The sequence below is a fragment of the Microlunatus elymi genome, from assembly GCF_007362775.1.
In the GTDB taxonomy this organism is placed as follows: Bacteria; Actinomycetota; Actinomycetes; order Propionibacteriales; family Propionibacteriaceae; genus Microlunatus; species Microlunatus elymi.
Window position 1 is genome coordinate 1,643,477 of sequence record NZ_CP041692.1, and the last position, 21,528, is coordinate 1,665,004.

Here is a 21,528-nt window from a genome sequence, read left to right on the forward strand (position 1 = left end):
CGGAATCGCTTCTCAGCAACGGATCAGCCGCTCTGACCTAGCTTTGTGCCTGCTCGCGAGCGCGAGGGGGTTGCTGTGGCGAAGCCGATGTCGGCAGTGCTGTGCTGGCTGGTCAGTCGGCTGCTGGTGATCTTGCTGGCGACGACGGCAACCGAACACCGGGCCACCGGAGACGTCAGCTACTACTTTGCGTCGCTGGCTCGGCTGCGCAAGGTCGGCGTCGGCCGGACCATGATCGAATACCCGTTGCCGGTGGTCTGGCTGCTGCAACTCCCGTACGCGATCGGGCGGGCGGTCGGCGGCGGGCTGACGACCTTCCGGCTGGTGTTCGTGCTGGCGATGCTCTGCCTGGATGCGGCGTTCAGCATCCTGCTCTGGCGGTGCACGGGTCGGCGGTGGAGTGCCGCGATCGTGTTCTGGTTGGGTTTCGCGGTGGCGATCGGACCGTTGATCTACTTTCGGTTCGATCTGGTGCCGTCTGTGCTGGCCGGTGCCGCGCTGCTGGCGATGCGGCGGCGACCCGGGTTGAGCGGGGTGCTGGTCGCCGCCGCGGCAGCGATCAAGTTGTGGCCCGCCGTGCTGGTCGGTTCCCTGCTGCGCGGTGCCGGTCGACGTCGCCGGATGCTGGCCGGTTTCGCTCTGGCCGGCAGCGGGCTCTTCGTCACCGCTTTCCTGGCTGCGGGCTGGCAGCGGCTGCTCTCACCGCTGAGGTGGCAGGCCGAGCGCGGTCTGCAGATCGAGTCGGTGTGGGCGACGCCGTTGATGATCTTGAGGTTGGCCGATCCGCTGACCTGGCGATCGCACTTCAGCGCCTTCCATGCCTTCGAGGTGTCCGGGCCCGGAGTCGAGGTGCTGCTGAGGTTGAGCTCGATCGCCACGGTCGCAGGGATCTTGTTGATCATCCTGCTGGCCGTGCGCGGACTGGCCGGCCGGAATCGGGCGGACTCGCCATCGATCGATCGGCATACGGCCGGCTGGCTGATGGTCGCTTCGGTGTTGATCATGATCATCTCCGACAAGGTGCTGAGTCCGCAGTATCTGATCTGGCTGGCCGGTCCGGTGGCCGCGCTCCTGGTGATCCGGGCAGCCGAGCAGCGACGGCGAGGCGGCGGGATCGCGCTGGTCTGTGCGGTGCTGGTGCTCGCACTCCTCACCCAGGCCGTTTTCCCGATCAGTTACCGGGGTCTGCACGGTTCGGCGCTCGACGGATCCCTGTCGCTGTGGGCCACCGCGCTGCTGGCGATGCGCAACGGCGGCCTGGTGATCGTGACCGCGGTCGCAGTCCGGATGGCGTGGCATCGCGGGTGCACTCATACCGCTTCCACAGTGGACGGACAGCCGGACTCCGTACCGTCGTAGACCTGCCAGGACCAGCCCGACCACAGGAGTCTGCATGAAACAACGGCCGAACCATCTCCGCTATCAGGGACGCGAGTTGCCCAGGCCGGACGAGGAACTGGTTGATCAAGGTCTCGGATTTGATCTTGGTACGTTGTTCGACCGGCGCCGGGTGCTGGCGTTGTTCGGCGCGGGAGCAGCTGCGGCCGGGCTGGCCGCGTGCAGCAACGGCAACGGCTCGACGGCGGATGCGGCGACCGGCGATGCCGCCACCGGTTCGTCCGGCGGGCTGACCGAGATCCCGGACGAGACCGCCGGCCCGTATCCCGGCGACGGATCCAACGGTCCGGACGTGTTGGAGCAGAGCGGCATCGTCCGCAGTGACCTCCGGTCCAGCTTCGGCACCGGCAGCGCCACCGCCGAGGGCGTGCCGATGACGCTCGAGTTGACGATTCTGGACCTGGCGCACGACAACGCCGCGTTCAACGACGTCGCGGTGTACGTCTGGCACTGCGATCGCGGCGGCAACTACTCGATGTACGCGTCCGGGCTGGAGGACGAGAACTACTTGCGCGGCGTCCAGATCGCCGACGCCGACGGAAAGGTGAAGTTCACCAGCATCTTCCCGGCCTGCTACTCGGGCCGGTGGCCGCACATCCACTTCGAGGTCTACCCGGACCAGGACAGCATCACCGACTCGACCAAGGCGATCGCCACCTCGCAGGTTGCGCTGCCGGCCTCGGTCTGCCAGCAGGTCTACAAACAGAGCGGCTACCAGCAGTCGGTGCAGAACCTGTCCCGGGTCAGCCTGGACAGCGACAACGTCTTCGGCGACGACGGCGGCAAACACCAGCTCGGCACCGTGACCGGCGGCATCAAGAAAGGGCTGCAGGTCTCGCTGAAGGTGCCGGTGGACACCGGCACGAAGCCGACTGGTGGGTCGGCTCCGCAGGGTGGCGGTGGTCCGGGTGGTGCACCCGGTGGTGCGCCGCCCAGCGGTGCCCCGACCGGAGCTCCGCCCAGTGGTGCACCTTCACGCGGCGCGAGCTGAGGCGCCGCGTGAACCTCGCGAACAGAATCCCCCGCTGATTGGACGATCCGACACCTAAGTACCGGATCTTGGTCAAATGGCGGGTGATTCTGTTCGCGAGCGCCTGGTGTCTCCGACCGGTCAGGGCAACAAGCTCAATGAGTTCCGTTGCCGGCGGCACCGATCAGCTGCCGACGTACTCGGCCAGGTGCTGGCCGGTCAGGGTCGAGCGATCCTTGATCAATTCGGCCGGGGTGCCTTCGAAGACGATGGTGCCGCCGTCGTGGCCGGCGCCGGGACCAAGATCGATGATCCAGTCGGCGTGCGCCATCACCGCCTGGTGATGTTCGATCACGATCACCGACTTGCCGGAGTCGACCAGCCGGTCCAGCAGCGCCAGCAACTGTTCGACGTCGGCCAGGTGCAGGCCGGTGGTCGGCTCGTCCAGCACGTACACGTCACCCTTCTCCGCCATCTGGGTGGCCAGCTTGATCCGCTGCCGTTCGCCACCGGACAGCGTGGTCAGCGGCTGTCCGAGTCGCAGATAGCCGAGGCCGACCTCGGCCAGCCGAGTAAGGATCTTGTGCGCCGCCGGCACGCTGGCCGCCTCGGACGCGAAGAACTCCTCGGCCTCGGCCACCGACATCGCGAGCACCTCGCTGATGTCCCGACCGCCGAACCGATACTCCAGCACCGAGGCGCCGAAGCGCTTGCCGCCGCACTCCTCGCAGGTGGTGGCGACGCCGGCCATCATGCCCAGATCGGTGTAGATCACCCCGGCCCCGTTGCAGGCCGGGCAGGCGCCCTCGGAGTTGGCACTGAACAACGCGGGCTTGACTCCGTTCTCCTTGGCGAACGCCTTGCGGATCGGCTCCAGCAGACCGGTGTACGTGGCCGGGTTGCTCCGCCGCGATCCCTTGATCGCGCTCTGATCGACCGTCACCACACCGTCCAGCGGGGACACCGAGCTGTTGATCAGGGAACTCTTGCCGGAGCCGGCCACCCCGGTGATCACGGTCAGCACACCGAGCGGGATGTCCACGTCGACGTCGCGCAGGTTGTGCTCGTCGGCGCCACGAATCTCCAACGCAGCAGACGATTCCCGGACCGACTCCTTCAACCGCGCGCGATCGTCCAGATGTCGCCCGGTGATCGTGTCGCTGGCCCGCAGCCCCTCCACGGTGCCCTCGAAGCAGATGCTGCCGCCGTCCGATCCGGCGCCCGGACCAAGATCAACAACGTGATCGGCGATGGTGATCATCTCCGGCTTGTGTTCCACCACCAGTACGGTGTTTCCCTTGTCCCGAAGCTGCAGCAGCAGACTGTTCATCCGCTCGATGTCGTGCGGGTGCAGGCCGATCGACGGCTCGTCGAAGACGTAGGTGATGTCGGTGAGGGCGGAGCCGAGATGCCGGATCATCTTGATCCGCTGGGCTTCACCGCCGGACAGCGTCCCGGACGGGCGATCCAGCGACAGGTAGCCCAGACCGATCTCGGTGAACGAGTCCAACGTGTCGGCCAACGCGCTGAGCAGCGGTGCCACCGACGGATCGCTCAGCTTGCGGATCCACTGCGCGACATCGCTGATCTGCAGCGCGCAGACGTCGGCGATGCTGAGCTTGTTGATCTTCGACGATCGAGCCAGCTCGCTGAGCCGAGTGCCGTTGCATTCCGGGCAGGTGGAGAAGGTGATCGCCCGGTCCACGAAGGCGCGGATGTGCGGCTGCATCGACTCCCGGTCCTTGGACAGCATCGACCGCTGGATGCGCGGGATCAGACCCTCGTACCAGACGTTGACGCCCTGGACCTTGACCCGGGTCTGTTCCTTGTACAGCAGGTCGTTCAGCTCGCGCTTGGTGTATTTGCGGATCGGCTTGTCCGGGTCGAGGTAACCGGCTTCCTTGAAGATCCGGCCGTACCAGCTGTTGCCGCCGTGATTGGGCACCAGCAGGGCGTCGTCGTTCAGCGACTTGCTCTCGTCGTACAACTGGGTGAGATCGAAGTCGGACACCCGGCCGACTCCCTCGCAGCGCGGGCACATGCCGCCGACGATGTTGAAGTCGCGTCGTTCCTTGACCTTCCGGCCCGACTTCTCGAAGGTGACCGCGCCGGCGCCGCTGATCGAGGCGACGTTGAAACTGAACGCCTTGGGGGAGCCGATGTGCGGCTTGCCGAGCCGGCTGTAGAGGATGCGCAACATCGCGCCGACGTCGGTCGCGGTGCCGACGGTGGAGCGCGGGTCGGTGCCCATCCGTTCCTGATCGACGATGATCGCCGTGGTCAGCCCGTCCAGCACGTCCACATCGGGCCGATCCAGGGTCGGCATGAAACCCTGGACGAACGCGCTGTAGGTCTCGTTGATCAACCGCTGCGACTCGGCGGCGATGGTGCCGAACACCAGTGAACTCTTCCCGGATCCGGAGACACCGGTGATCGCGGTCAGCCGCCGTTTCGGCAGCTCGACGTGGATGTCCTTCAGGTTGTTCACCCGGGCACCGTCGACGCGGATCAGATCGTGACTGTCCGCCGTCACGACCGGCTCCGCTGCGTCCGCCTTCATCACCGGCGAGCGACGCTTCGTCCTACTGGCTGAGCTGGTGGAGGTCATGCCGGCAACGCTAGCGGGCGGGACACCCGTCGGCTTCTCGATTCGTGATCGGCTGACCTCGGTCCCGCGTTCCGTCAGCTGGGGACCGGGTCATGGATGCGGTAGCCGAGTTGTTCGGCGACGTGAGCCATGGCTCGGTCGTGGGTCACGATCACCACATCTTCCAAGCCCGAGCGAACGACGGATGCAAGGTGGATCGCGTCGAGCGTCTTGATGTTCGGCACGATCGACTCGGCTTCGGTCAGGACTGCATGATCAATCGGGATGATGTCGATGTGATCGAGAATCCGATCACGGTCGGCAACGGGCAGATCCTCTCTGCGCAGCACCCTGGTCACTTCCGTGCGCAGGATGCGCGACGAGACGATCCGATCGGTTGAAGCGGTCGTGAGATCGAACCACTCGGCGGCCTCCGGCGAGTGACCCAGCAGGATCCTGACGGCGACCGAACTGTCCAGATAGAAGTGGGTCACCAGTCGCCCTTGTCGGACGCAAGAAGTTCATCGATCGACGTGGCGCTTCGCAGCTCATGCCGGCGGATCTCACGGGTTCTGGCGGGCGAATTGACCTTGCGAGGCACGATGCCAGCAGACGAGGCCGTCGGGATGATCCGGCCGATCTCCCGGTTGTGTCGGGTCAGCGAGTAGACCTCGCCGGATTCGAGGTCGGCAATCATCGGCGCAGGATTCTGTCGCAGCTGGCCGATCGAGATCGTTTTCATGTGGCCACCGTAGCCTCATTTTGTCTACGATTGTCTACGAGCGCCGCAGGCATCCGGACGGGCGCGTCAGGGGTCGCGGCCGGTCGGCGGCCGGGGCGGCGTCGTACCTCGCGCCGACGTCAATTAGCTTGATCCCCAGCGGCATCGGCAATCAGTTGGTCCCATGGCCGCGACATCCCAACGGAAGGAACGGCACGTGTCCAAGCCCGAAATTTCAGTACAGCTCTACTCGATTCATGCCCAGCTCGATGCCGACCTCGACGGGTCGCTGCGGCGGCTGTTCGAGATCGGACTGCGGACCGTCGAGGCGTTCGACTTCGTCCGCCGGGCGGACGAGCTGAAGAAGTCGTTCGACGCGTACGGGTTGAGCGCGCCGACCGCGCACGCGATCTTGATCGAGAACGAGGGCGTCGCCACACCTGACGGCCTGCTGTCGGTGCCGCCGGCCGAGGAGGTCTTCGCCGCCGCCAACACCCTCGGCGTGCAGGTGGTGATCGATCCGTTCGTCGCTCCGAGTCGCTGGGCGACCGCCGACGACGTGCAACGCAACGCCGAGCGGCTCAACGCCAGCGCGAAGCAGGCCGCGGAATTCGGTCTCAAGGTCGGCTACCACAACCATGATCACGAGTTCGCCACCCAGATCGACGGCCGGCCCGCGCTGGAGGTTTTCGCCGGCCTGCTCGATCCGGCGGTGTTGCTCGAAGTTGATCTTTACTGGGCCACGGCCGGTGGCGCCGATCCCGTTGCCTTGTTGGAGAAACTGGGTGATCGGGTGATTGCCGTGCACATCAAGGACGGGCCGATGCGTCCGGGCATCACCGCGGCCGACATGCCGTCGGACCAGCAGCCGGCCGGACAGGGCGACGTGCCGCTGGCCGCTGTGCTGGCAGCCAATCCGGAGCTGCCGTACGCGGTGATCGAATTCGATCACTACGAGGGCGACATCTTCGACGGCATCGCCCAGAGCTACCGGTTCCTGACCGACACGTTGGGCTGACTCAGCCCTTCGACACGCTCAGCAGCCATCGAGCTCAGGGGCATCGACCTCAGCAGCCATTGGGCTCAGGAGCCTGTCGAGCTCAAGGGGCGAGGGAGACCTCGAGGGAGTAGTGCGAGGCGCGGTAGACGTGCTGGCCGATCTCGACCAACCGGCCGCTGTCGTCGTACACCACCCGGAGTGCGGTGAGGCAGGCTGCCGGTCGGCGCTCGGCCAGCAGCTTGCCCTCGTCGGCGGTCATCAACCGAGCGCTGACCGTCTGATGGGCGACCCGCAGATTGACCCCGCGGGCGCGCAACGCCGCGTAGAGACCGGTGCCGGCAAGATCAGCTTCGCTGACCGCCAGCCGTGCCGGCAGATGGTTGGTCAGGATCGCCAGCGGCAGCCCGTCGGCGATCCGCAACCTGGTGATCTTTAGGAACTCACCGCTGAGTTCGGTCTCGGCCAGCTCGACGCCGCTGGACAGTAGGTCTTCGGCAGACACCCCCAGCTCGTACGAGAGCAGGCGGGTCTCCGGCCGCCGGCCGGCCGCCTGCAGATCCTCGTACAGGCTGGACAGGCGGGTCTCGCGATTGATCCGCGGGCTCAGCACCTGAGTGCCGACCCCGCGTTTACGCACCACCAGCCCCTTGCGGGCGAGCTCGCCGATCGCCTGCCGCGCGGTCGGCCGGGCCAGACCGAGCCGAGTGGTCATCGACAGCTCGTTCTCCAGGCGATCGCCGGGGGACAGTTCGCCGGAACGGATCGCGGCCTCGATCGCCTGTGCCAGCTGGTGATACAGCGGCACCGGACTGTTGCGGTCCAGGATGATCGGCAGCTGCCGAGGGGCGGTCGGCGTCGGCTCGCCGGGCGCGTTCGTCGTGCTGCCGGCATCCGCTGCCTGCACGCCCTTCGGTGCGGTTGGCGGGCCGGCGGCATTCGGGGCGGAGATGTCCGCTCCAGGGTCGACCATGCGCGCAGCTTAACCAGATCGGTCCGATGTTGGACTATTGACTGTTTGTCTGGACAAAGCTTGACCTTGGGTGGTCCGGGCTGGTTGGCTGTGCCCATGGCCGAACCGGTACGAGCTGATGACCGATCCCGCAGGCAGCCGGACGATCGCTCCCGCGCCCGGCGCGACGGCGCCGTCGGGCACGAGGTCCTGACCTTCGGCCGCAGCGGAGTGGACATCTACCCGCAGCAGATCGGCGTCGGGCTCGAGGACGTGACCTCCTTTGGCAAGTACCTCGGCGGCACCACCGCCAACGTCGCCGTCGCCGCCGCCCGGCTCGGACGGCGCGCGGCGATCATCACCGGTGTCGGCGACGACCCGTTCGGCCGCTATGTTCGCCGCCAACTCGTCGACCTCGGGGTCGACGACCGGCACGTGGTGACCAACACCGAATACGCCACTCCGGTCACCTTCTGCGAGATCTTCCCGCCGGACGATTTCCCGATCTGGTTCTACCGCAAGCCGTCGGCACCCGACCTGCAGGTGCGCGTGGCCGACGTCGATCTCGATGCCGTCCGCGGATCCGATCTGGTCTGGATCTCGGTCACCGGGTTGAGCGAGAATCCCAGCAGGGAAACACATTTCGCGGTGCTGGAGGCGCGGCAGCGTAAGCCGTTCACCGTTGTTGATCTTGACTATCGGCCGATGTTCTGGGAGTCGCCCGAGGCCGCTCGGGCACAGATCGCCAAGGTGCTGCCGCAGGTCAACGTCGCGGTCGGCAACCGGGAGGAGTGCGAGGTCGCGGTCGGTGAGTCCGATCCTGAACGCGCGGCCGATGCGCTGCTGGAAGCCGGGGTCGAGTTGGCCATCGTCAAGCAAGGGCCGGACGGTGTGCTGGCCAAGACCCGTACCGAGCGGGTGGTGTCGCCGCCGATCATGATCACGCCGATGAACGGCCTCGGCGCCGGCGATGGGTTCGGCGGTTCGCTGGCTCACGGGCTGCTGGCCGGCTGGCCGCTGGGAACCGTGCTGCAGCGAGCCAACGCCGCCGGAGCGATCGTCGCCTCCCGGCTGGAGTGCTCCACCGCGATGCCGACCGCCGAAGAGATCGACACCCTGTTGGCCGGTGGCGATCCCAACGCGGGCCTCGCCGACGCGGCCACCCACCCGGACGCTGGTTCTGCTGCCCCGATGCCCGGCCCGGCAAGAACGGCGATTCGATCATGACCGGTGAGGCCGTGCTGGAACATCCGTCCGCCGATCGGGTCACGATCGCCGAGCTGACCGACCTTCGGCTCACCGACCCTGGACGGATCGGGCGGCTGTTGGCGGCCCGGACGAGCCCTGGGCTGCCGGTCGACGGGCGGTTGATGATCATCGCCTGTGATCATCCGGCCCGCGGTTCGCTGTCGGCGCTCGGCCGGCCCACCGCGATGGCCGATCGTACGGAATTGCTGTCCCGGTTGATGATTGCGCTGTCGCGGCCCGGAGTCGACGGGGTGCTGGCAACCGCCGACATCATCGAAGATCTCCTCCTGCTGGGCGCTTGTCGGGACAAGTTGATCTTCGGCTCGATGAATCGGGGCGGGCTGGCCGGTGCCGCGTTCGAGGCCGATGATCGGATGACCGGCTACGACGTGGCCGGCATCAACGCCGGCCGGCTGGACGGCGGCAAGATGCTGCTCCGGTTGGTACTGGATGATCACGGAACCGCGGACACCCTGCAGGCCTGCGCGTCCGCAGTGAACGAACTCAATCGGTCCGGGCGGATCGCCATGCTGGAGCCGTTCCTGAGCCGGCGCGCCGCCGCCGGCACCAAGTTGATCAACGACCTGAGCCCGGAGGCGGTGATCAGATCGGTGGCCATCGCGCAGGGTCTGGGCGCCTCCAGTGCGTACACCTGGTTGAAGCTGCCGGTGACCGAACGGATGGAGCAGGTTGCCGCGGCGACCACGTTGCCGACCCTGCTGCTCGGCGGCGATCCGGCCGAGGACGCCGACCTCACCTATGCCAGCTGGCAATCTGCGCTGGCGCTGCCTCCGGTACGAGGTCTGGTGGTCGGCCGTAGCCTGCTCTACCCCCGCGACGACGACGTCGCGGCGGCCGTCGACATCGCCGCCCGACTGGTTCATCCGAGGATGGAATCCCTTCCCAGGAAGGAAGATCTCCGATGACCGCCGAGCGCTGGGTGTTGCCTGCCGGCACGGCCGCGGTCGACGACTACCTGCTGCAGGTGACCCCGGAGTCGGCCGGGTGGGGCTACTCCAGTCTGCGGATCCTCGCCCTGGAAGGAGGTCAGGAACACCGGCTGCACACCGGCGCAGAGGAGATGATCTTGATCCCGCTTGCCGGCAGTGCGGTCGTGGGCTGCGGCCACGAGACCCACCGGCTGGTGGGGCGGGAATCGGTGTTCGCCGGACCGAGCGACTTCAGCTACCTGCCGGTCGATTCGCAGGTGACCGTCGGGTCGGCGGCCGGGGGCCGGTTCGCTCTCTGCGGCGCCCGGACCCAGACCAGGCTGCCGTTCCGTTACGGGGCTGCCGGCGACGTGCCGGTCGAGCTGCGCGGCGCCGGCCAGTCCAGCCGGCTGGTCCGCAACTTCGGCACCGTCGGCTCCTTCGACACCGGCAAGTTGATCGCCTGCGAGGTGATCACGCCGGACGGCAACTGGTCCTCCTACCCGGCGCACAAACATGATCATGGCGGGCCGGTCGAGTCCGAGCTGGAGGAGATCTACTACTTCGAGATCGGATCCGGCCCCCAAGGTGAACCGGGCTTCGGCTACATGCAGACCCGCGCCTCGGACGATCGGCCGATCAAGATCATGACCGAGGTCCGCGACGGCGACACCGTGCTGGTGCCGTACGGCTGGCACGGTCCGTGTGTGGCCGCCCCCGGCTTCGAGATGTACTACCTGAACGTGATGGCCGGCCCGGCCGCCGAACGGGCCTGGCTGATCTCCGATCATCCCGACCACCGCTTCGTCCGGGCGAGTTGGGACTCCCAGCAACTCGATCCGCGATTGACCGGCCGACGATGACCACCGACACCCGAGGAGCGGCACCGATGTCCGAGCAGACCGTACGGCTGACGGTCGCACAGGCGACCATCCGGTTCCTGGCCAACCAGTACAGCGAACGCGACGGACTCCGACAGCGGCTGATCCCAGTTAGCCTGGGTATTTTCGGCCACGGCAACGTCGCCGGGCTGGGCCAGGCGCTGCTGCAGGCCGACATCGATCATGAATCCACCGACGAGCCGGGCAGCATGCCGTACATCCTGTCCCGGAACGAGCAGGGCGCCGTGCACACGGCGGTCGGCTTCGCCCGGGCTCGCAACCGCACGCAGACCTACGCGGTGACGACGAGCATCGGGCCGGGGGCGACGAACATGGTCACCGGCGCCGCGCTGGCCACAATCAACCGGATCCCGGTGTTGTTGCTGCCGGCTGACGGATTCGCCAACCGGGCCGCAACTCCACTGCTGCAGGAATTGGAGCGCACCGACGCCGGTGACGTCTCGGTCAACGACGCGTTCCGGCCGGTGTCGCGCTACTTCGACCGGGTGCAGCGACCCGAGCAGTTGCCGGCCGCCTTGCTCGGCGCGATGCGGGTGCTGACCGACGTCGCCGAGACCGGCGCCGTCACGGTGTGCTTCCCGCAGGACGTGCAGGCCGAGGCGTACGACTGGCCGGCAGCGTTGTTCGCGCCCAGAGTCTGGCGGTTGGCCCGGCCGCAGGCCGAGCCGGCGCTGCTGGATCGGGCCGCGGAGTTGATCAAGAACGCGCAGCGGCCGCTGATCGTGGCGGGCGGCGGGGTGCATTACAGCCAGGCGGAGGACGCGTTGCGGGACTTCGTCGACCAGACCCGGATCCCGGTCGGGCTGACCCAGGCCGGCAAGGGTGCGTTGCTCGATGATCATCCGCTGTGCCTGGGTGCGGTCGGCTCCACCGGCACCACCGCGGCCAACGCGATCGCCCGCGAGGCCGATCTGGTGATCGGCATCGGGACTCGCTACTCGGACTTCACCACGGCCAGCCGGTCTGCCTTCCAACACCCGGACGTACGGTTCGTCAACGTCAACGTGGCCGGACTGGATTCGATCAAGGAATCGGGACTGCCGCTGCTGGCCGATGCGCGGGACTCCTTGACTGGCTTGGCTTCCCGGCTTTCCGGTCACCGGACCGAGGACGGCTACCGGAGCAAGATCACCGAACTCAAGGCCGAGTGGGACAAGATCGTCGACGACGCCTGTCATCCGGCCGTGCGGGTCGACGGTGGAGCGCCGGACGGTTCGGCTCACCTGCTCAGCCAGAACGAGGTGATCGGGATGGTCAACGAGCATTCCGATCCGCGCGACGTCGTGGTCTGTGCGGCGGGTTCGATGCCCGGCGATCTGCACAAATTGTGGCGGACCCGCGACGTCGGCGGCTATCACGTCGAGTACGGATATTCCTGTATGGGTTACGAGATCGCCGGCGGGCTCGGCGTACGGCTGGCCGATCCGAGCCGGGACGTGTTCGTGATGGTCGGCGACGGGTCCTATCTGATGTTGGCCAGCGAGCTGGTGACCGCGATCCAGGAAGACGTCAAGCTGGTCGTGATCCTGGTGCAGAATCACGGCTTCGCCTCGATCGGATCGCTCAGCGAATCCCTCGGCTCACAGCGATTCGGCACTCGGTATCGGCACCGCGGCGCGTCCGGCCGGCTGGATGGCGACTTCCTGCCGATCGACCTGGCCGCCAACGCGGCCAGCCTGGGCGCCGAGGTGATCACCGCCGGAACGGCAGACGAGTTCGTGGCGGCGATCAAGGCGGCCAAGCGCGCGGAGCGCAGCGTGGTGATCCACGTCGAGACGGACCCGTTCATCGATGCGCCGGACTCCCGGTCCTGGTGGGACGTGCCGGTCAGTGAGGTGTCGACGCTGGAGTCGACCCAGCAGGCGTACAAGAGCTACCGCGACCACAAGAGCGACCAGCGGATCTATTTGGATTCGGTGGATTGAGCAAGGCCTTCCGACAGGCTCAGGGCCCCTTACCGGGCAGGAAAGGAACGCAGTGACCCAACAACCGATCACCATCGGGTCCGCCCCGGACTCCTGGGGTGTGTGGTTCGCCGACGACCCGGAGCAGGTCGACCCCGGCCGGTTCCTGGACGAGGTGGCGGCCGCCGGCTACACCTGGATCGAACTCGGGCCGGTCGGCTACCTGCCCACCGACGCGAACGCGTTGCAAGATCAACTCGACGCGCACCGGTTGAAGGTGTCGGCCGGCACCGTGTTCGAGCATCTGCACCAGCCCGACTCCTGGGACGACGTCTGGAGTCAGGTGTCGACCGTCGGTGCGCTGACTCGCGCGGTCGGCGGTGAGCACATCGTGGTGATCCCCGACGTCTGGCGTGATCACAAGACCGGCGAGCCGAAGGAACCACGCGAGCTCACCGCCGAGCAGTGGCGGCGGATGACCTCGGGCATGAACGAGTTGGGTCGGCGGATCCTCGACGAGTACGGCCTGAAGGTCCAGTTCCACAGCCATGCCGACAGCCACGTCGGCTATCAGACCGACATCGAACGCTTCCTGGAGGCGACCGATCCGGCGTACGTGAATCTCTGCCTGGACACCGGACACGTCGCCTACTACGGCGGCGACAACCTCGATCTGATCACTCGCTATCCGGAGCGGATCGGCTACCTGCACCTGAAGCAGGTCGATCCGGCGATCCGGGACAAGGTGCTGGCCGAGGATCTGTCCTTTCCCGAGGCGGTCAGACTGGGCGTGATGGTCGAGCCGCCGTCCGGTGTTCCCGATCTTGCTCCGATCCTCGACGCGGTCGGCGACTTCGGCCGGCCGATCTACGGCATCGTGGAACAGGACATGTACCCCTGCCCGCCCGAGGTGCCGCTGCCGATCGCCCGCCGCACCTTCACCTACCTCAACTCCTGCCTCGAAGGTCGACTCCAGTGATCACTGAACCGAGATCCCTGAGCCTGTCGAAGGGCCAGGGACCCGAGCAGGGACGCCGACATGCCTGACCCGCTGCGGATCGCCGTGCTCGGCGTGGGCATGATGGGCCGCTTCCATGCCGAAACGCTGAGCAGCCGGGTGCACGGCGCCCGGGTCAGCGTGATCTACGACTTTGATCATGAACGGGCGGCCGAGGTTGCAGCGGAGGTCGGTGCCCGGGTCGAAGCCGATCCGTTCGCCGCGATCAACGCCGACGACGTCGACGCCGTGTTGATCGCCAGCCCCGGCTCCGTACACGAGGAACAGGTGCTGGCCTGCCTGGACCGCGGCATCCCCGTACTGTGCGAGAAGCCGCTCACCACCGGCATCCGCACCGCGCGAGCGGTGGTGGAGACGGAAGCCAAGCTGGGCAAGAAGATCGTCCAGCTCGGCTTCATGCGCCGCTTCGATCCGGAGTACGTCGCCGCCAAACAGTTGATCGACTCCGGTGCGATCGGCCGCCCGCTGCTGCTGCATTGCGTCCACCGGAACAAGAACAACGGTGATCACTTCAACTCCGAGATGATGATCAGGGACTCGGTGGTGCACGAGGTCGATGTGGCCAGATTCCTGCTGGGGGAGGAGATCCGCGCGGTCCAGGTGCATCGCCCGGCGGCCACTGCGGCTGCACCCGCCGGGGTGTCGGACCCGATGATCGTGATCTTCGAGACCGAGGCCGGCCGGCTGGTCACGGTGGAGATCTTCGTCCGCACCGGCATCGGCTACGAGGTCAGGACCGAGGTCGTCGGCGAGAACGGCAGCACCGTCTTCGGCCTTGATCACCACGGGATCACCCGGACGGCTGGGCCCGGGGGCGCGATCTGGTCGGGACTGATTCCGGAGGGCTTCATCGAACGGTTCGCCGACGCGTACACGATCGAACTGCAACGCTGGGTCGATGCCGCGCGGACCGGCGGCATCAGCCCCGACGGCGCCGACGCCTGGGACGGGTACGCCGCCGTGGCGGTCTGCGAAGCTGGGGTGGAGGCCATCCGTACCGGCGACCGGGTCGAGGTCGACCTCGGTTCACGTCCGGTGCCGGTCGACCGACCAACCGAATGACGCGACGGCAGTCGCCGCCGACACGAGGGAAGGAATTGATCATGGCAACGACGCTGCCGCATTGGGCGACAGGCAAGGAATTCTCCGGTTCGTCCGGGAGGTTCGGAGACGTCACCGATCCGGCGACCGGCGCGGTGACCGGACAGGTCGCGTTCGCCTCGGCCGAGGACGCCGATCAGGTGATCACGGCTGCAGCCGAAGCTTTTCCGGCATGGCGCGACACCTCGCTGACCAAGCGCATGCAGGTGATGTTCCGCTTCCGCGAGTTGCTGAACGAGCGCAAGGAGGAGGTCGCGCAGCTGATCACCGCCGAGCACGGCAAGGTGCTGTCCGACGCGACCGGCGAGGTCACCCGCGGGCTCGAGGTGGTCGAATTCGCGTGTGGCATGCCGCACCTGTTGAAGGGCGGATTCACCGAGGGTGCCTCGACCCGGGTGGACGTGCATTCGGTCCGTCAGCCGCTGGGCGTGGTCGGCATCATCTCGCCGTTCAACTTTCCGATGATGGTGCCGCTGTGGTTCACCCCGATCGCGATCGGAGCCGGCAACGCGGTGGTGCTGAAACCGAGCGAGAAGGATCCCAGCGCCGCGCTGTGGATGGCCAAGCTGTGGCAGGAGGCCGGACTGCCCGACGGCGTGTTCAACGTGCTGAACGGGGACAAGGTCGCCGTCGACGCACTGCTGACCCATGATCAGGTCAAGTCGATCTCGTTCGTCGGTTCGACGCCGATCGCCCGCTACGTGTACGAGACCGCGACGGCGAACGGCAAGCGGGTGCAGGCACTCGGCGGCGCCAAGAACCACATGGTGGTGCTGCCGGATGCCGATCTTGATCTTGCTGCCGACCAGGCCGTGAACGCCGGCTACGGTTCGGCGGGGGAACGATGCATGGCGATCTCCGCCGTGGTCGCGGTCGGGGACATCGCCGACACCCTGGTGGACAAGATCAAATCGCGAACCGAGCAACTGCGTACCGGTGACGGTCGGCGCGAATCGGACATGGGCCCGCTGGTCACGGCGCAGGCGAAGGAGCGTGTGCTCGGCTACGTCGAGGCGGGCCAGCAGTCCGGTGCGACGTTGGTCGTCGACGGGCGCGAGGTGAGTCCCGATGCCGACGGCGGGGGTTTCTTCGTCGGGCCGACGCTGTTTGATCATGTCGGCACCGAGATGTCGATCTACACCGACGAGATCTTCGGCCCGGTGCTGTCGGTGCTGCGGGTGGACAGCTTCGAGGAGGCGGTCGAGTTGATCAACGCCAACCCGTACGGAAACGGGACGGCGATCTTCACCAACGACGGCGGCGCGGCCCGGCGATTCTCCAACGAGATCGAGGTCGGGATGGTCGGCATCAACGTGCCGATCCCGGTGCCGATGGCCTATTACTCCTTCGGTGGTTGGAAGTCCTCGCTGTTCGGCGACACTCATGCGCACGGCACCGAGGGCGTGCACTTCTTCACTCGGGGCAAGGTGATCACCACCCGTTGGCTGGATCCCTCGCACGGCGGCATCAACCTCGGTTTCCCGCAGAACGAGTGACGTTCGTCCTTCGAATCTGCTCGAATGGACGACGACAGCGTCCATGCCCCGGTCGGCCGCCCGTACGACTCCCGCGGCACGGCGTACGTGGCGCTGATCGCGGGATTCCAGGAGCTTGTGCACCCATAGTCCTGTGTTGGGGACCGGAACCTCCTGAAATCCGAGGGCTGAGGTGGCTCGGGCCTGCTACAGGTTGGGAGTTTGGCGCGGTGTACCCGTGCGTGCGGTCAGCTCGCGGATTGCAGGAGCCTGCTCACCCATATTCCACTCTCTGGGTGACCGAGCCTCCTGTGATTCGGGGCTGCGGAACGCGCGCCACCAGTTGGCGAATCCCGGGGGTTGCGCAGCCATATTCGTGCTGACAGGAGGGGGTCCTGAGTAGTGGGTGTCTGGGGGCGCTGTCCGCAGGGTGCTCCTGTGCGGTGGGCCGGGGCACTCAGGTGCGGGCTGGTCGCCAGGCGTCGGCTGTGGTAGTGGTCCCCGGTCCTTCGACAAGCTCAGGACCCTGGTGGCTCAGATCTGCTGCGAATCGACGGAGCGGCTGATCAGCTTTCTACACGCTCGGCATCGGCTACCTGGGCGCGACGTTCGGGAGCAGCGCCGACCATGATCACCACCGAGCCGCCGGTGATCACCGGGTTGACCAGGGCGCGTTGGAGGTTGGTCCAGAGTGATTCCGATGGATCCGGAATGATCATGGTCCGTCGGGCCGGCGATGATGAGCTGACCGGGCTGCTGGTGATCACTTCCGCCTGGGTCAGTCGCGTCGGGTGCAGGCCCGGATCTTCGATCCAGGCGGTGGCAGCAGGATCCGGAAAGGGACCGCGGAAACTGTCCGGCTGGGCGCGTACCTCGATGCCGTAGTCGATCACCCCGTCCGGCAGCGGATCGGTGAACCCCAGACCCAGCGGGTGAAGGCTGCAGGCGATCGTTTCGACCCCCGCCGCGGGCTGGTCGAAGGCGGAGTCCGGACCGACCACCACAACCGCGGCATCCGACCCACCAAACCCGGCAGAGGCGTCACCGACCAGGACCGGACAGCCGACCCGCCAACAGGCCGCCACCCAGACCAGGGTCACCCAGTGCAGCGGGGCGCTCCGGGCAAGGTCCAGCCGGACGGGCTGCCCGCTCTCGATCAGCACCTCGTCGACGAGCAAGCCGGCGGTCTTGTCGACCCAGTTGGCGTACGAGGTCCCCGACAACTCCGTACGTTCGCCGCGATCCTCGTCGTAGTAGGTGATCAACGGCAACGCTCCGGCCGTACGGTTGCGGGCGGCCAGCAGCCGGTTGAAGAGTTCGGTCACCCGCCGATGGTGACAGACCCCGCATCGGTACACCGGGCCCCGGCTGGTCCGAGTCCCCGTAGGGTGTCCGCATGCGTTACGTGGTGATCGTTGCCGGCGGCGCCGGAACCCGGCTCTGGCCGCTCTCTCGACAGGGCACGCCGAAGCAGTTGCTCAACCTGGTCGACGGGAAGACCCTGTTGCGGATCGCGTACGAGCGGATCCAGGGCCTGGTGCCGGACGAACGGGTGCTGGTCTGCACCGGTGCCGACTTCCGCGATGCGGTCGCGGAGGAGATCCCGGAGATTCCGGTCGACAACATCCTCGGCGAGCCGATCGGCCGTGACACCCTCAACGCCGTCGCCTATCCGGCCGCGGTGCTGGCCCAGCGCGATCCCGATGCGGTGATGGCCTCGGTCACCTCCGACCAGATCATGAACCCGGTCTCGACTCTGCGGGCCGCGCTGCAGAAAGCCTTCCGGGTGGCCGAGTCGAACGCCGATTCCTTGATCACCTTCGGTGTGGTGCCGACCGCCCCGCACACCGGATTCGGTTACCTGCAACGGGGTTCGGCGATCGCCGGTCATACCGGTGTTTGCCAGGTTGCCAGCTTCACCGAGAAGCCGGACCGGGAGACCGCCGAGCGCTACCTGGCCTCCGGGCAGTACTGGTGGAACTCCGGCATGTTCGTCTGGCGCTGCGCCACCTTCCTTGATCAACTCCGCCAGTTGCGCCCGGACGCGTACGACATCCTCGCCACCCTGACCGCCGATCCGAGTCGGCTCGGCGAGCTCTATCCGCAGCTGCCCAAGATCAGCGTCGACTACGCGGTGATGGAGCCGGTTTCCCGCGGTGAGGGCACGGCCCAGGTGCTCGCCGTCCGGCTGCCGATCACCTGGCACGACGTCGGCGGCTTCGAGGCCCTCGGATCGCAGCTGCCGCGCGATGCCGACGGCAACGCCACCACCGGGCAGAGCGTGCTGGTGGACAGTTCGGACAACGTGGTGATCAACCAGGACGAGGACGGCCGGGTGGTCGCGGTGTTCGGCCTGTCCGGCACGGTGGTGGTGCAGACTCCGGAGATCACCCTGGTCTGTCCGATCAGTGAGGCGGAGCGGATCAAGGAACTGGTCGCCGAGGTCACCGAGCGGCTCGGCACCTCCTACGCCTGAGCCGACCTGTCAGAACGTAGTTGGCCTATAACCCAACTACCTTCTGACAACTCGGTCAGGGACATCAGGGCCAGAGCGGTTGGGCGGCGACGATCATCGTCCTGATCATGGTCCGGACCGGGTCGGTCAGGTCGACGCCATCGGTGATTGCGGCGAAGAGTTCGTCCCGGTCCCAGAGCCGGACGACCTGCTCGTAGCGTTCCGGATAACCGACCGCGGCCAACAGCGCACCCAGCACGGCCTCCCGGCTGCCGCGCCAGAACAGGTCCTCGTCCCCGGTACGCAGCAGGTCACGAGCCGACGGCCCGGGCGCCACCACATGATCACCGACACCGCGGATGACGGCCACCGGACGACCCTCGAGCTTGGTCTTGGCCAGATCCGCTGCGGCGGCCAACTCGTCGGCGATGGCGACGCTGGTCACGTGCAGTTCGTTGCCGTAATCGTCGGTCCGGCCGGCGTAGCTGTCCAGCACCCGGACGCCGGCACTGCCGATCGCGTGATCGGTCTGCCCGACCCGCCACACCCGGCCGGCGGTGTCGGAGATGATCACCCCGACCCGTACCCCGAAATGATCACTCAGCGCCGATCGCAGGACCTCGGCGCTGGCGTCGGAATCCACCGGCAGCAACAGGATCCGGCCCGGCGCGACGTTGGAGTTGTCCACCCCGGCACCGGCCTGGGTCAGCCCGTGCTTGGTCTCCACGATGCCCATCGACTTGCGTCGAGCGACCGTTCGTACGGTCTCGGAGTCGATCTGCTGCTGCCGGTCCTCGGCGTCGGCGAATCGTCCCTCGGCCTTGCTGATGATCTTGGACGTGACCACCAGGACGTCGCCGTCGAGCAGCTGTTGATCATGCTGCCGCAGCGCGGCGATGATGACCTCGGCGACGTCGTCCCCGGGATTGACCTCGCCGATCCCGTCCGGCGCGAAGATGGTGATCACTCGGTGGCCAGCTTCACGCCGTGCTGGATGAAGTCGGCGGTGGCCGCCGGTTCACTCATGATCAGATCCGTGCTGGCGGCGATCAGTCCGTGCTCGCGCAACCGCGGCAAGGCCCCAGCGTCGGCGGTGTCCACGATCCAGGCGTCCAGCACGCCGTCGGCCGGGCGAGCGCCGTAGTGCAGCCCGACCGAGCCGGCGTCGACGTCGACGCCGATCGCCGGCAGCAGCCGGTGCGCCATGCCCAGCACCGGCGCACCGCCGATGATGCCGGAAAAGCCGACCACCGGCGCCTTGGCCGCCCGGATCGCCGCAGTGATGCCCGGCACGCCCAGCACCGGGCCGATCGACACCACCGGATTGCTCGGCGCGAGCAGCACCAGCTCGGCGGTCGAGATCGCCTCCAGTACGCCGGGAGCGGGCCGGCACTTGTCGATGCCGACCTGCAGCACCTGCCGGGCCTCGGGCTCGGCATGCAGCTTGACCCAGTACTCCTGGAAGTGCACTGCCCGCCGGCCGGACGCCGCGGCCGGGTCGTCGATCACCACGTGGGTCTCCACCCGGTCGTCGGTCATCGGCACCAGCTGTACCGGTTGGGCCCGCTGATCGGCGTCGCGCAGCCATCGGGTACACAGCGCCTGGGTCACCGTCGACAGCGGATAGCCGGCATCCAGCATCTGAGTCCGTACGAGATGGGTCGCCAGGTCGAGGTCGCCCAGCCCGAACCAGGACGGTTCGACGCCGTAGGCAGCCAACTCGCCGCCGACCCGCCAGGTCTCCTCCGCCCGGCCCCAGCCGCGTTCGGGATCGATCCCACCGCCCAGGCTGTACATCATGGTGTCCAGGTCGGGAGAGATGTGCAGGCCGTGCAGGGTGATGTCGTCGGCCGTGTTGACGATCACCGTCACGGTCGCGTCCGGGTACGCCCGACGGACGCCCTGGACGAATCTCGAACCACCAACACCACCGGCCAACACCGCAATCTGCACCGGGTCAGTCTGTCACCGCCGAGCCGTCAGGTCGGCCGGGGGTTGGGTGCTGTCGGTGGGCCGGATCGGCGGGTGATTGAAAACCCAGCTAACGCCCATCACAGTTCGGTCAATTCGGTGATCGATATTGGAATTGTTCCGGCCGATTCCGGTGATTTGCAATCCGTCGATCGATTTTCGCGATCGGCCCGCAACGAGGCCGCCCGTCCGGGATGCGTTCCTCGACCGCGGTGACTCGGTGGGCGCGTCGGTCGAGACCTCCCGGACCGGCTTGGATCGCCACCGTTCAACGGCACCGGGACGAGTCCGTCGACCATGATCAACTTCCGGATCGGCCGGTTCGCCGGTCGGTCCAGGAACGAAGTTGATCATGGTTCGGCGGACAGTTCGGTCCGGTTCGACGACGGCCTCGGCGAGGGCGCGGATTGTGCCCGGGGGCTCTCAGCAGGCGGGTCGCGCGGCGACCCGGAGTGTGATATTCGGACCCCTTGTACCACCTGCGCACTTGACTTATCGGTATTGACAGGCATGTAATTTCACTTATGTCGTTCAGGTGTGTCCGCACCGCGAGTGGGCACCCGGCCGGCGACTGGTGGACGAGGGTCGAGGAGGCACCATGATGGAGGAGTTCGGGCTGGAACCGGATTTCGACGACGAAGGCGCATTGGGCTGGCAGGAACGGGCTCTGTGTGCGCAGACCGATCCCGAGGCGTTCTTCCCGGAGAAGGGCGGATCGACCCGTGAGGCCAAGAAGGTCTGCCTGTCCTGCGACGTCCGCTCCGAGTGCTTGGAGTACGCGTTGTCCAACGACGAGCGGTTCGGCATCTGGGGCGGGTTGAGTGAGCGCGAGCGGCGCAAGCTGAAGAAGCGAGCCGTCTAGCTCGTACGGGTCGCAGTCCGCGGTGCCCTCGGCCGCGG

At 67.1% G+C, this 21,528-nt stretch carries 19 protein-coding genes; 12 read left to right on the forward strand and 7 right to left on the reverse strand.

Annotation, left to right across the window (positions count from 1 at the left end; all coding sequences use genetic code 11):
• Window positions 1-75 precede the first annotated feature (75 nt).
• Both FOE78_RS07350 and FOE78_RS07355 read left to right on the forward strand, forming a co-directional pair.
• Complete coding sequence (locus tag FOE78_RS07350; RefSeq protein ID WP_143985707.1) at window positions 76-1,359, forward strand: glycosyltransferase 87 family protein; 1,284 nt, start codon at window positions 76-78, stop codon at window positions 1,357-1,359.
• A gap of 34 nt (window positions 1,360-1,393) precedes the next feature.
• Entirely contained in the window at window positions 1,394-2,389 is a 996-nt protein-coding gene (locus tag FOE78_RS07355; RefSeq protein WP_143985708.1) for an intradiol ring-cleavage dioxygenase, read from the forward strand.
• A gap of 163 nt (window positions 2,390-2,552) precedes the next feature.
• Here FOE78_RS07355 and FOE78_RS07360 read toward each other — a convergent pair whose 3' ends face one another.
• The 3 genes from FOE78_RS07360 to FOE78_RS23825 form a co-directional block, all read right to left on the reverse strand.
• On the reverse strand, window positions 2,553-4,928 hold the full coding sequence (locus tag FOE78_RS07360) for an ATP-binding cassette domain-containing protein (RefSeq protein WP_143988659.1): 2,376 nt from the start codon (window positions 4,926-4,928) through the stop codon (window positions 2,553-2,555).
• Between the two features lie 122 nt (window positions 4,929-5,050).
• On the reverse strand, window positions 5,051-5,449 hold the full coding sequence (locus FOE78_RS07365; protein ID WP_210414869.1) for a type II toxin-antitoxin system VapC family toxin: 399 nt from the start codon (window positions 5,447-5,449) through the stop codon (window positions 5,051-5,053).
• The gene (locus FOE78_RS23825; RefSeq protein WP_143985710.1) at window positions 5,446-5,697 is read right to left on the reverse strand and encodes a type II toxin-antitoxin system Phd/YefM family antitoxin; all 252 of its coding nucleotides are present in this window, start codon (window positions 5,695-5,697) and stop codon (window positions 5,446-5,448) included. The genes FOE78_RS07365 and FOE78_RS23825 overlap by 4 nt, the downstream gene beginning before the upstream one ends.
• 196 nt (window positions 5,698-5,893) lie before the next feature.
• Between FOE78_RS23825 and FOE78_RS07375 the strand changes: the two genes are divergently transcribed.
• Window positions 5,894-6,694 (forward strand): sugar phosphate isomerase/epimerase family protein, encoded by an 801-nt coding sequence (locus FOE78_RS07375; RefSeq protein WP_210414870.1) that lies wholly within the window; start codon window positions 5,894-5,896, stop codon window positions 6,692-6,694.
• Between the two features lie 82 nt (window positions 6,695-6,776).
• Here the strand turns inward: FOE78_RS07375 and FOE78_RS07380 are convergent, their stop codons facing one another.
• Window positions 6,777-7,646, reverse strand: coding sequence for a GntR family transcriptional regulator (locus FOE78_RS07380; RefSeq protein ID WP_143985712.1), 870 nt, complete (start codon window positions 7,644-7,646; stop codon window positions 6,777-6,779).
• Window positions 7,647-7,742: 96 nt separating this feature from the next.
• Here FOE78_RS07380 and iolC point away from each other — a divergent pair, with 96 nt between their 5' ends.
• Genes iolC through FOE78_RS07415 form a run of 7 tightly spaced genes read left to right on the forward strand, consistent with a single transcriptional unit; the run spans window position 7,743 to window position 16,223 of the window.
• The gene (iolC, locus tag FOE78_RS07385) at window positions 7,743-8,852 is read left to right on the forward strand and encodes a 5-dehydro-2-deoxygluconokinase (RefSeq protein WP_143985713.1); all 1,110 of its coding nucleotides are present in this window, start codon (window positions 7,743-7,745) and stop codon (window positions 8,850-8,852) included.
• Window positions 8,849-9,799 carry a Cgl0159 family (beta/alpha)8-fold protein gene (locus FOE78_RS07390; protein WP_143985714.1) on the forward strand — a complete coding sequence of 317 codons (951 nt, stop codon included), beginning with the start codon at window positions 8,849-8,851 and terminating at the stop codon, window positions 9,797-9,799. The genes iolC and FOE78_RS07390 overlap by 4 nt, the downstream gene beginning before the upstream one ends.
• On the forward strand, window positions 9,796-10,665 hold the full coding sequence (iolB, locus tag FOE78_RS07395; protein WP_143985715.1) for a 5-deoxy-glucuronate isomerase: 870 nt from the start codon (window positions 9,796-9,798) through the stop codon (window positions 10,663-10,665). The genes FOE78_RS07390 and iolB overlap by 4 nt, the downstream gene beginning before the upstream one ends.
• Window positions 10,666-10,691: 26 nt before the next feature.
• Window positions 10,692-12,629, forward strand: a complete 1,938-nt coding sequence (gene iolD, locus FOE78_RS07400) for a 3D-(3,5/4)-trihydroxycyclohexane-1,2-dione acylhydrolase (decyclizing) (protein WP_210414871.1) — start codon at window positions 10,692-10,694, stop codon at window positions 12,627-12,629.
• Window positions 12,630-12,681: 52 nt separating this feature from the next.
• Window positions 12,682-13,587 (forward strand): sugar phosphate isomerase/epimerase family protein, encoded by a 906-nt coding sequence (locus FOE78_RS07405; protein ID WP_210414872.1) that lies wholly within the window; start codon window positions 12,682-12,684, stop codon window positions 13,585-13,587.
• Window positions 13,588-13,647: 60 nt separating this feature from the next.
• The gene (locus FOE78_RS07410; protein WP_143985717.1) at window positions 13,648-14,688 is read left to right on the forward strand and encodes a Gfo/Idh/MocA family protein; all 1,041 of its coding nucleotides are present in this window, start codon (window positions 13,648-13,650) and stop codon (window positions 14,686-14,688) included.
• Window positions 14,689-14,729: 41 nt separating this feature from the next.
• Window positions 14,730-16,223 carry a CoA-acylating methylmalonate-semialdehyde dehydrogenase gene (locus tag FOE78_RS07415; protein WP_143985718.1) on the forward strand — a complete coding sequence of 498 codons (1,494 nt, stop codon included), beginning with the start codon at window positions 14,730-14,732 and terminating at the stop codon, window positions 16,221-16,223.
• A 545-nt stretch (window positions 16,224-16,768) separates the two neighbouring features.
• Here FOE78_RS07415 and FOE78_RS07420 read toward each other — a convergent pair.
• Window positions 16,769-17,527 carry a TIGR03089 family protein gene (locus tag FOE78_RS07420; protein ID WP_228266092.1) on the reverse strand — a complete coding sequence of 253 codons (759 nt, stop codon included), beginning with the start codon at window positions 17,525-17,527 and terminating at the stop codon, window positions 16,769-16,771.
• Window positions 17,528-17,598: 71 nt separating this feature from the next.
• Here FOE78_RS07420 and FOE78_RS07425 point away from each other — a divergent pair, with 71 nt between their 5' ends.
• Window positions 17,599-18,678 carry a mannose-1-phosphate guanylyltransferase gene (locus tag FOE78_RS07425; protein ID WP_143985719.1) on the forward strand — a complete coding sequence of 360 codons (1,080 nt, stop codon included), beginning with the start codon at window positions 17,599-17,601 and terminating at the stop codon, window positions 18,676-18,678.
• 64 nt (window positions 18,679-18,742) lie between these two features.
• Here FOE78_RS07425 and FOE78_RS07430 read toward each other — a convergent pair whose 3' ends face one another.
• Together FOE78_RS07430 and cofD are read right to left on the reverse strand one after the other, a co-directional pair.
• Window positions 18,743-19,624 carry a coenzyme F420-0:L-glutamate ligase gene (locus FOE78_RS07430; RefSeq protein ID WP_143985720.1) on the reverse strand — a complete coding sequence of 294 codons (882 nt, stop codon included), beginning with the start codon at window positions 19,622-19,624 and terminating at the stop codon, window positions 18,743-18,745.
• Window positions 19,621-20,610: a 2-phospho-L-lactate transferase gene (gene cofD / locus FOE78_RS07435; protein WP_143985721.1), complete on the reverse strand. Its 990-nt coding sequence runs from the start codon at window positions 20,608-20,610 to the stop codon at window positions 19,621-19,623. The genes FOE78_RS07430 and cofD overlap by 4 nt, the downstream gene beginning before the upstream one ends.
• A 619-nt stretch (window positions 20,611-21,229) precedes the next feature.
• On the opposite strand from cofD, the gene FOE78_RS07440 reads away from it, so the two are divergent.
• Entirely contained in the window at window positions 21,230-21,490 is a 261-nt protein-coding gene (locus tag FOE78_RS07440) for a WhiB family transcriptional regulator (protein WP_143988662.1), read from the forward strand.
• The last annotated feature ends 38 nt before the right edge of the window (window positions 21,491-21,528 follow it).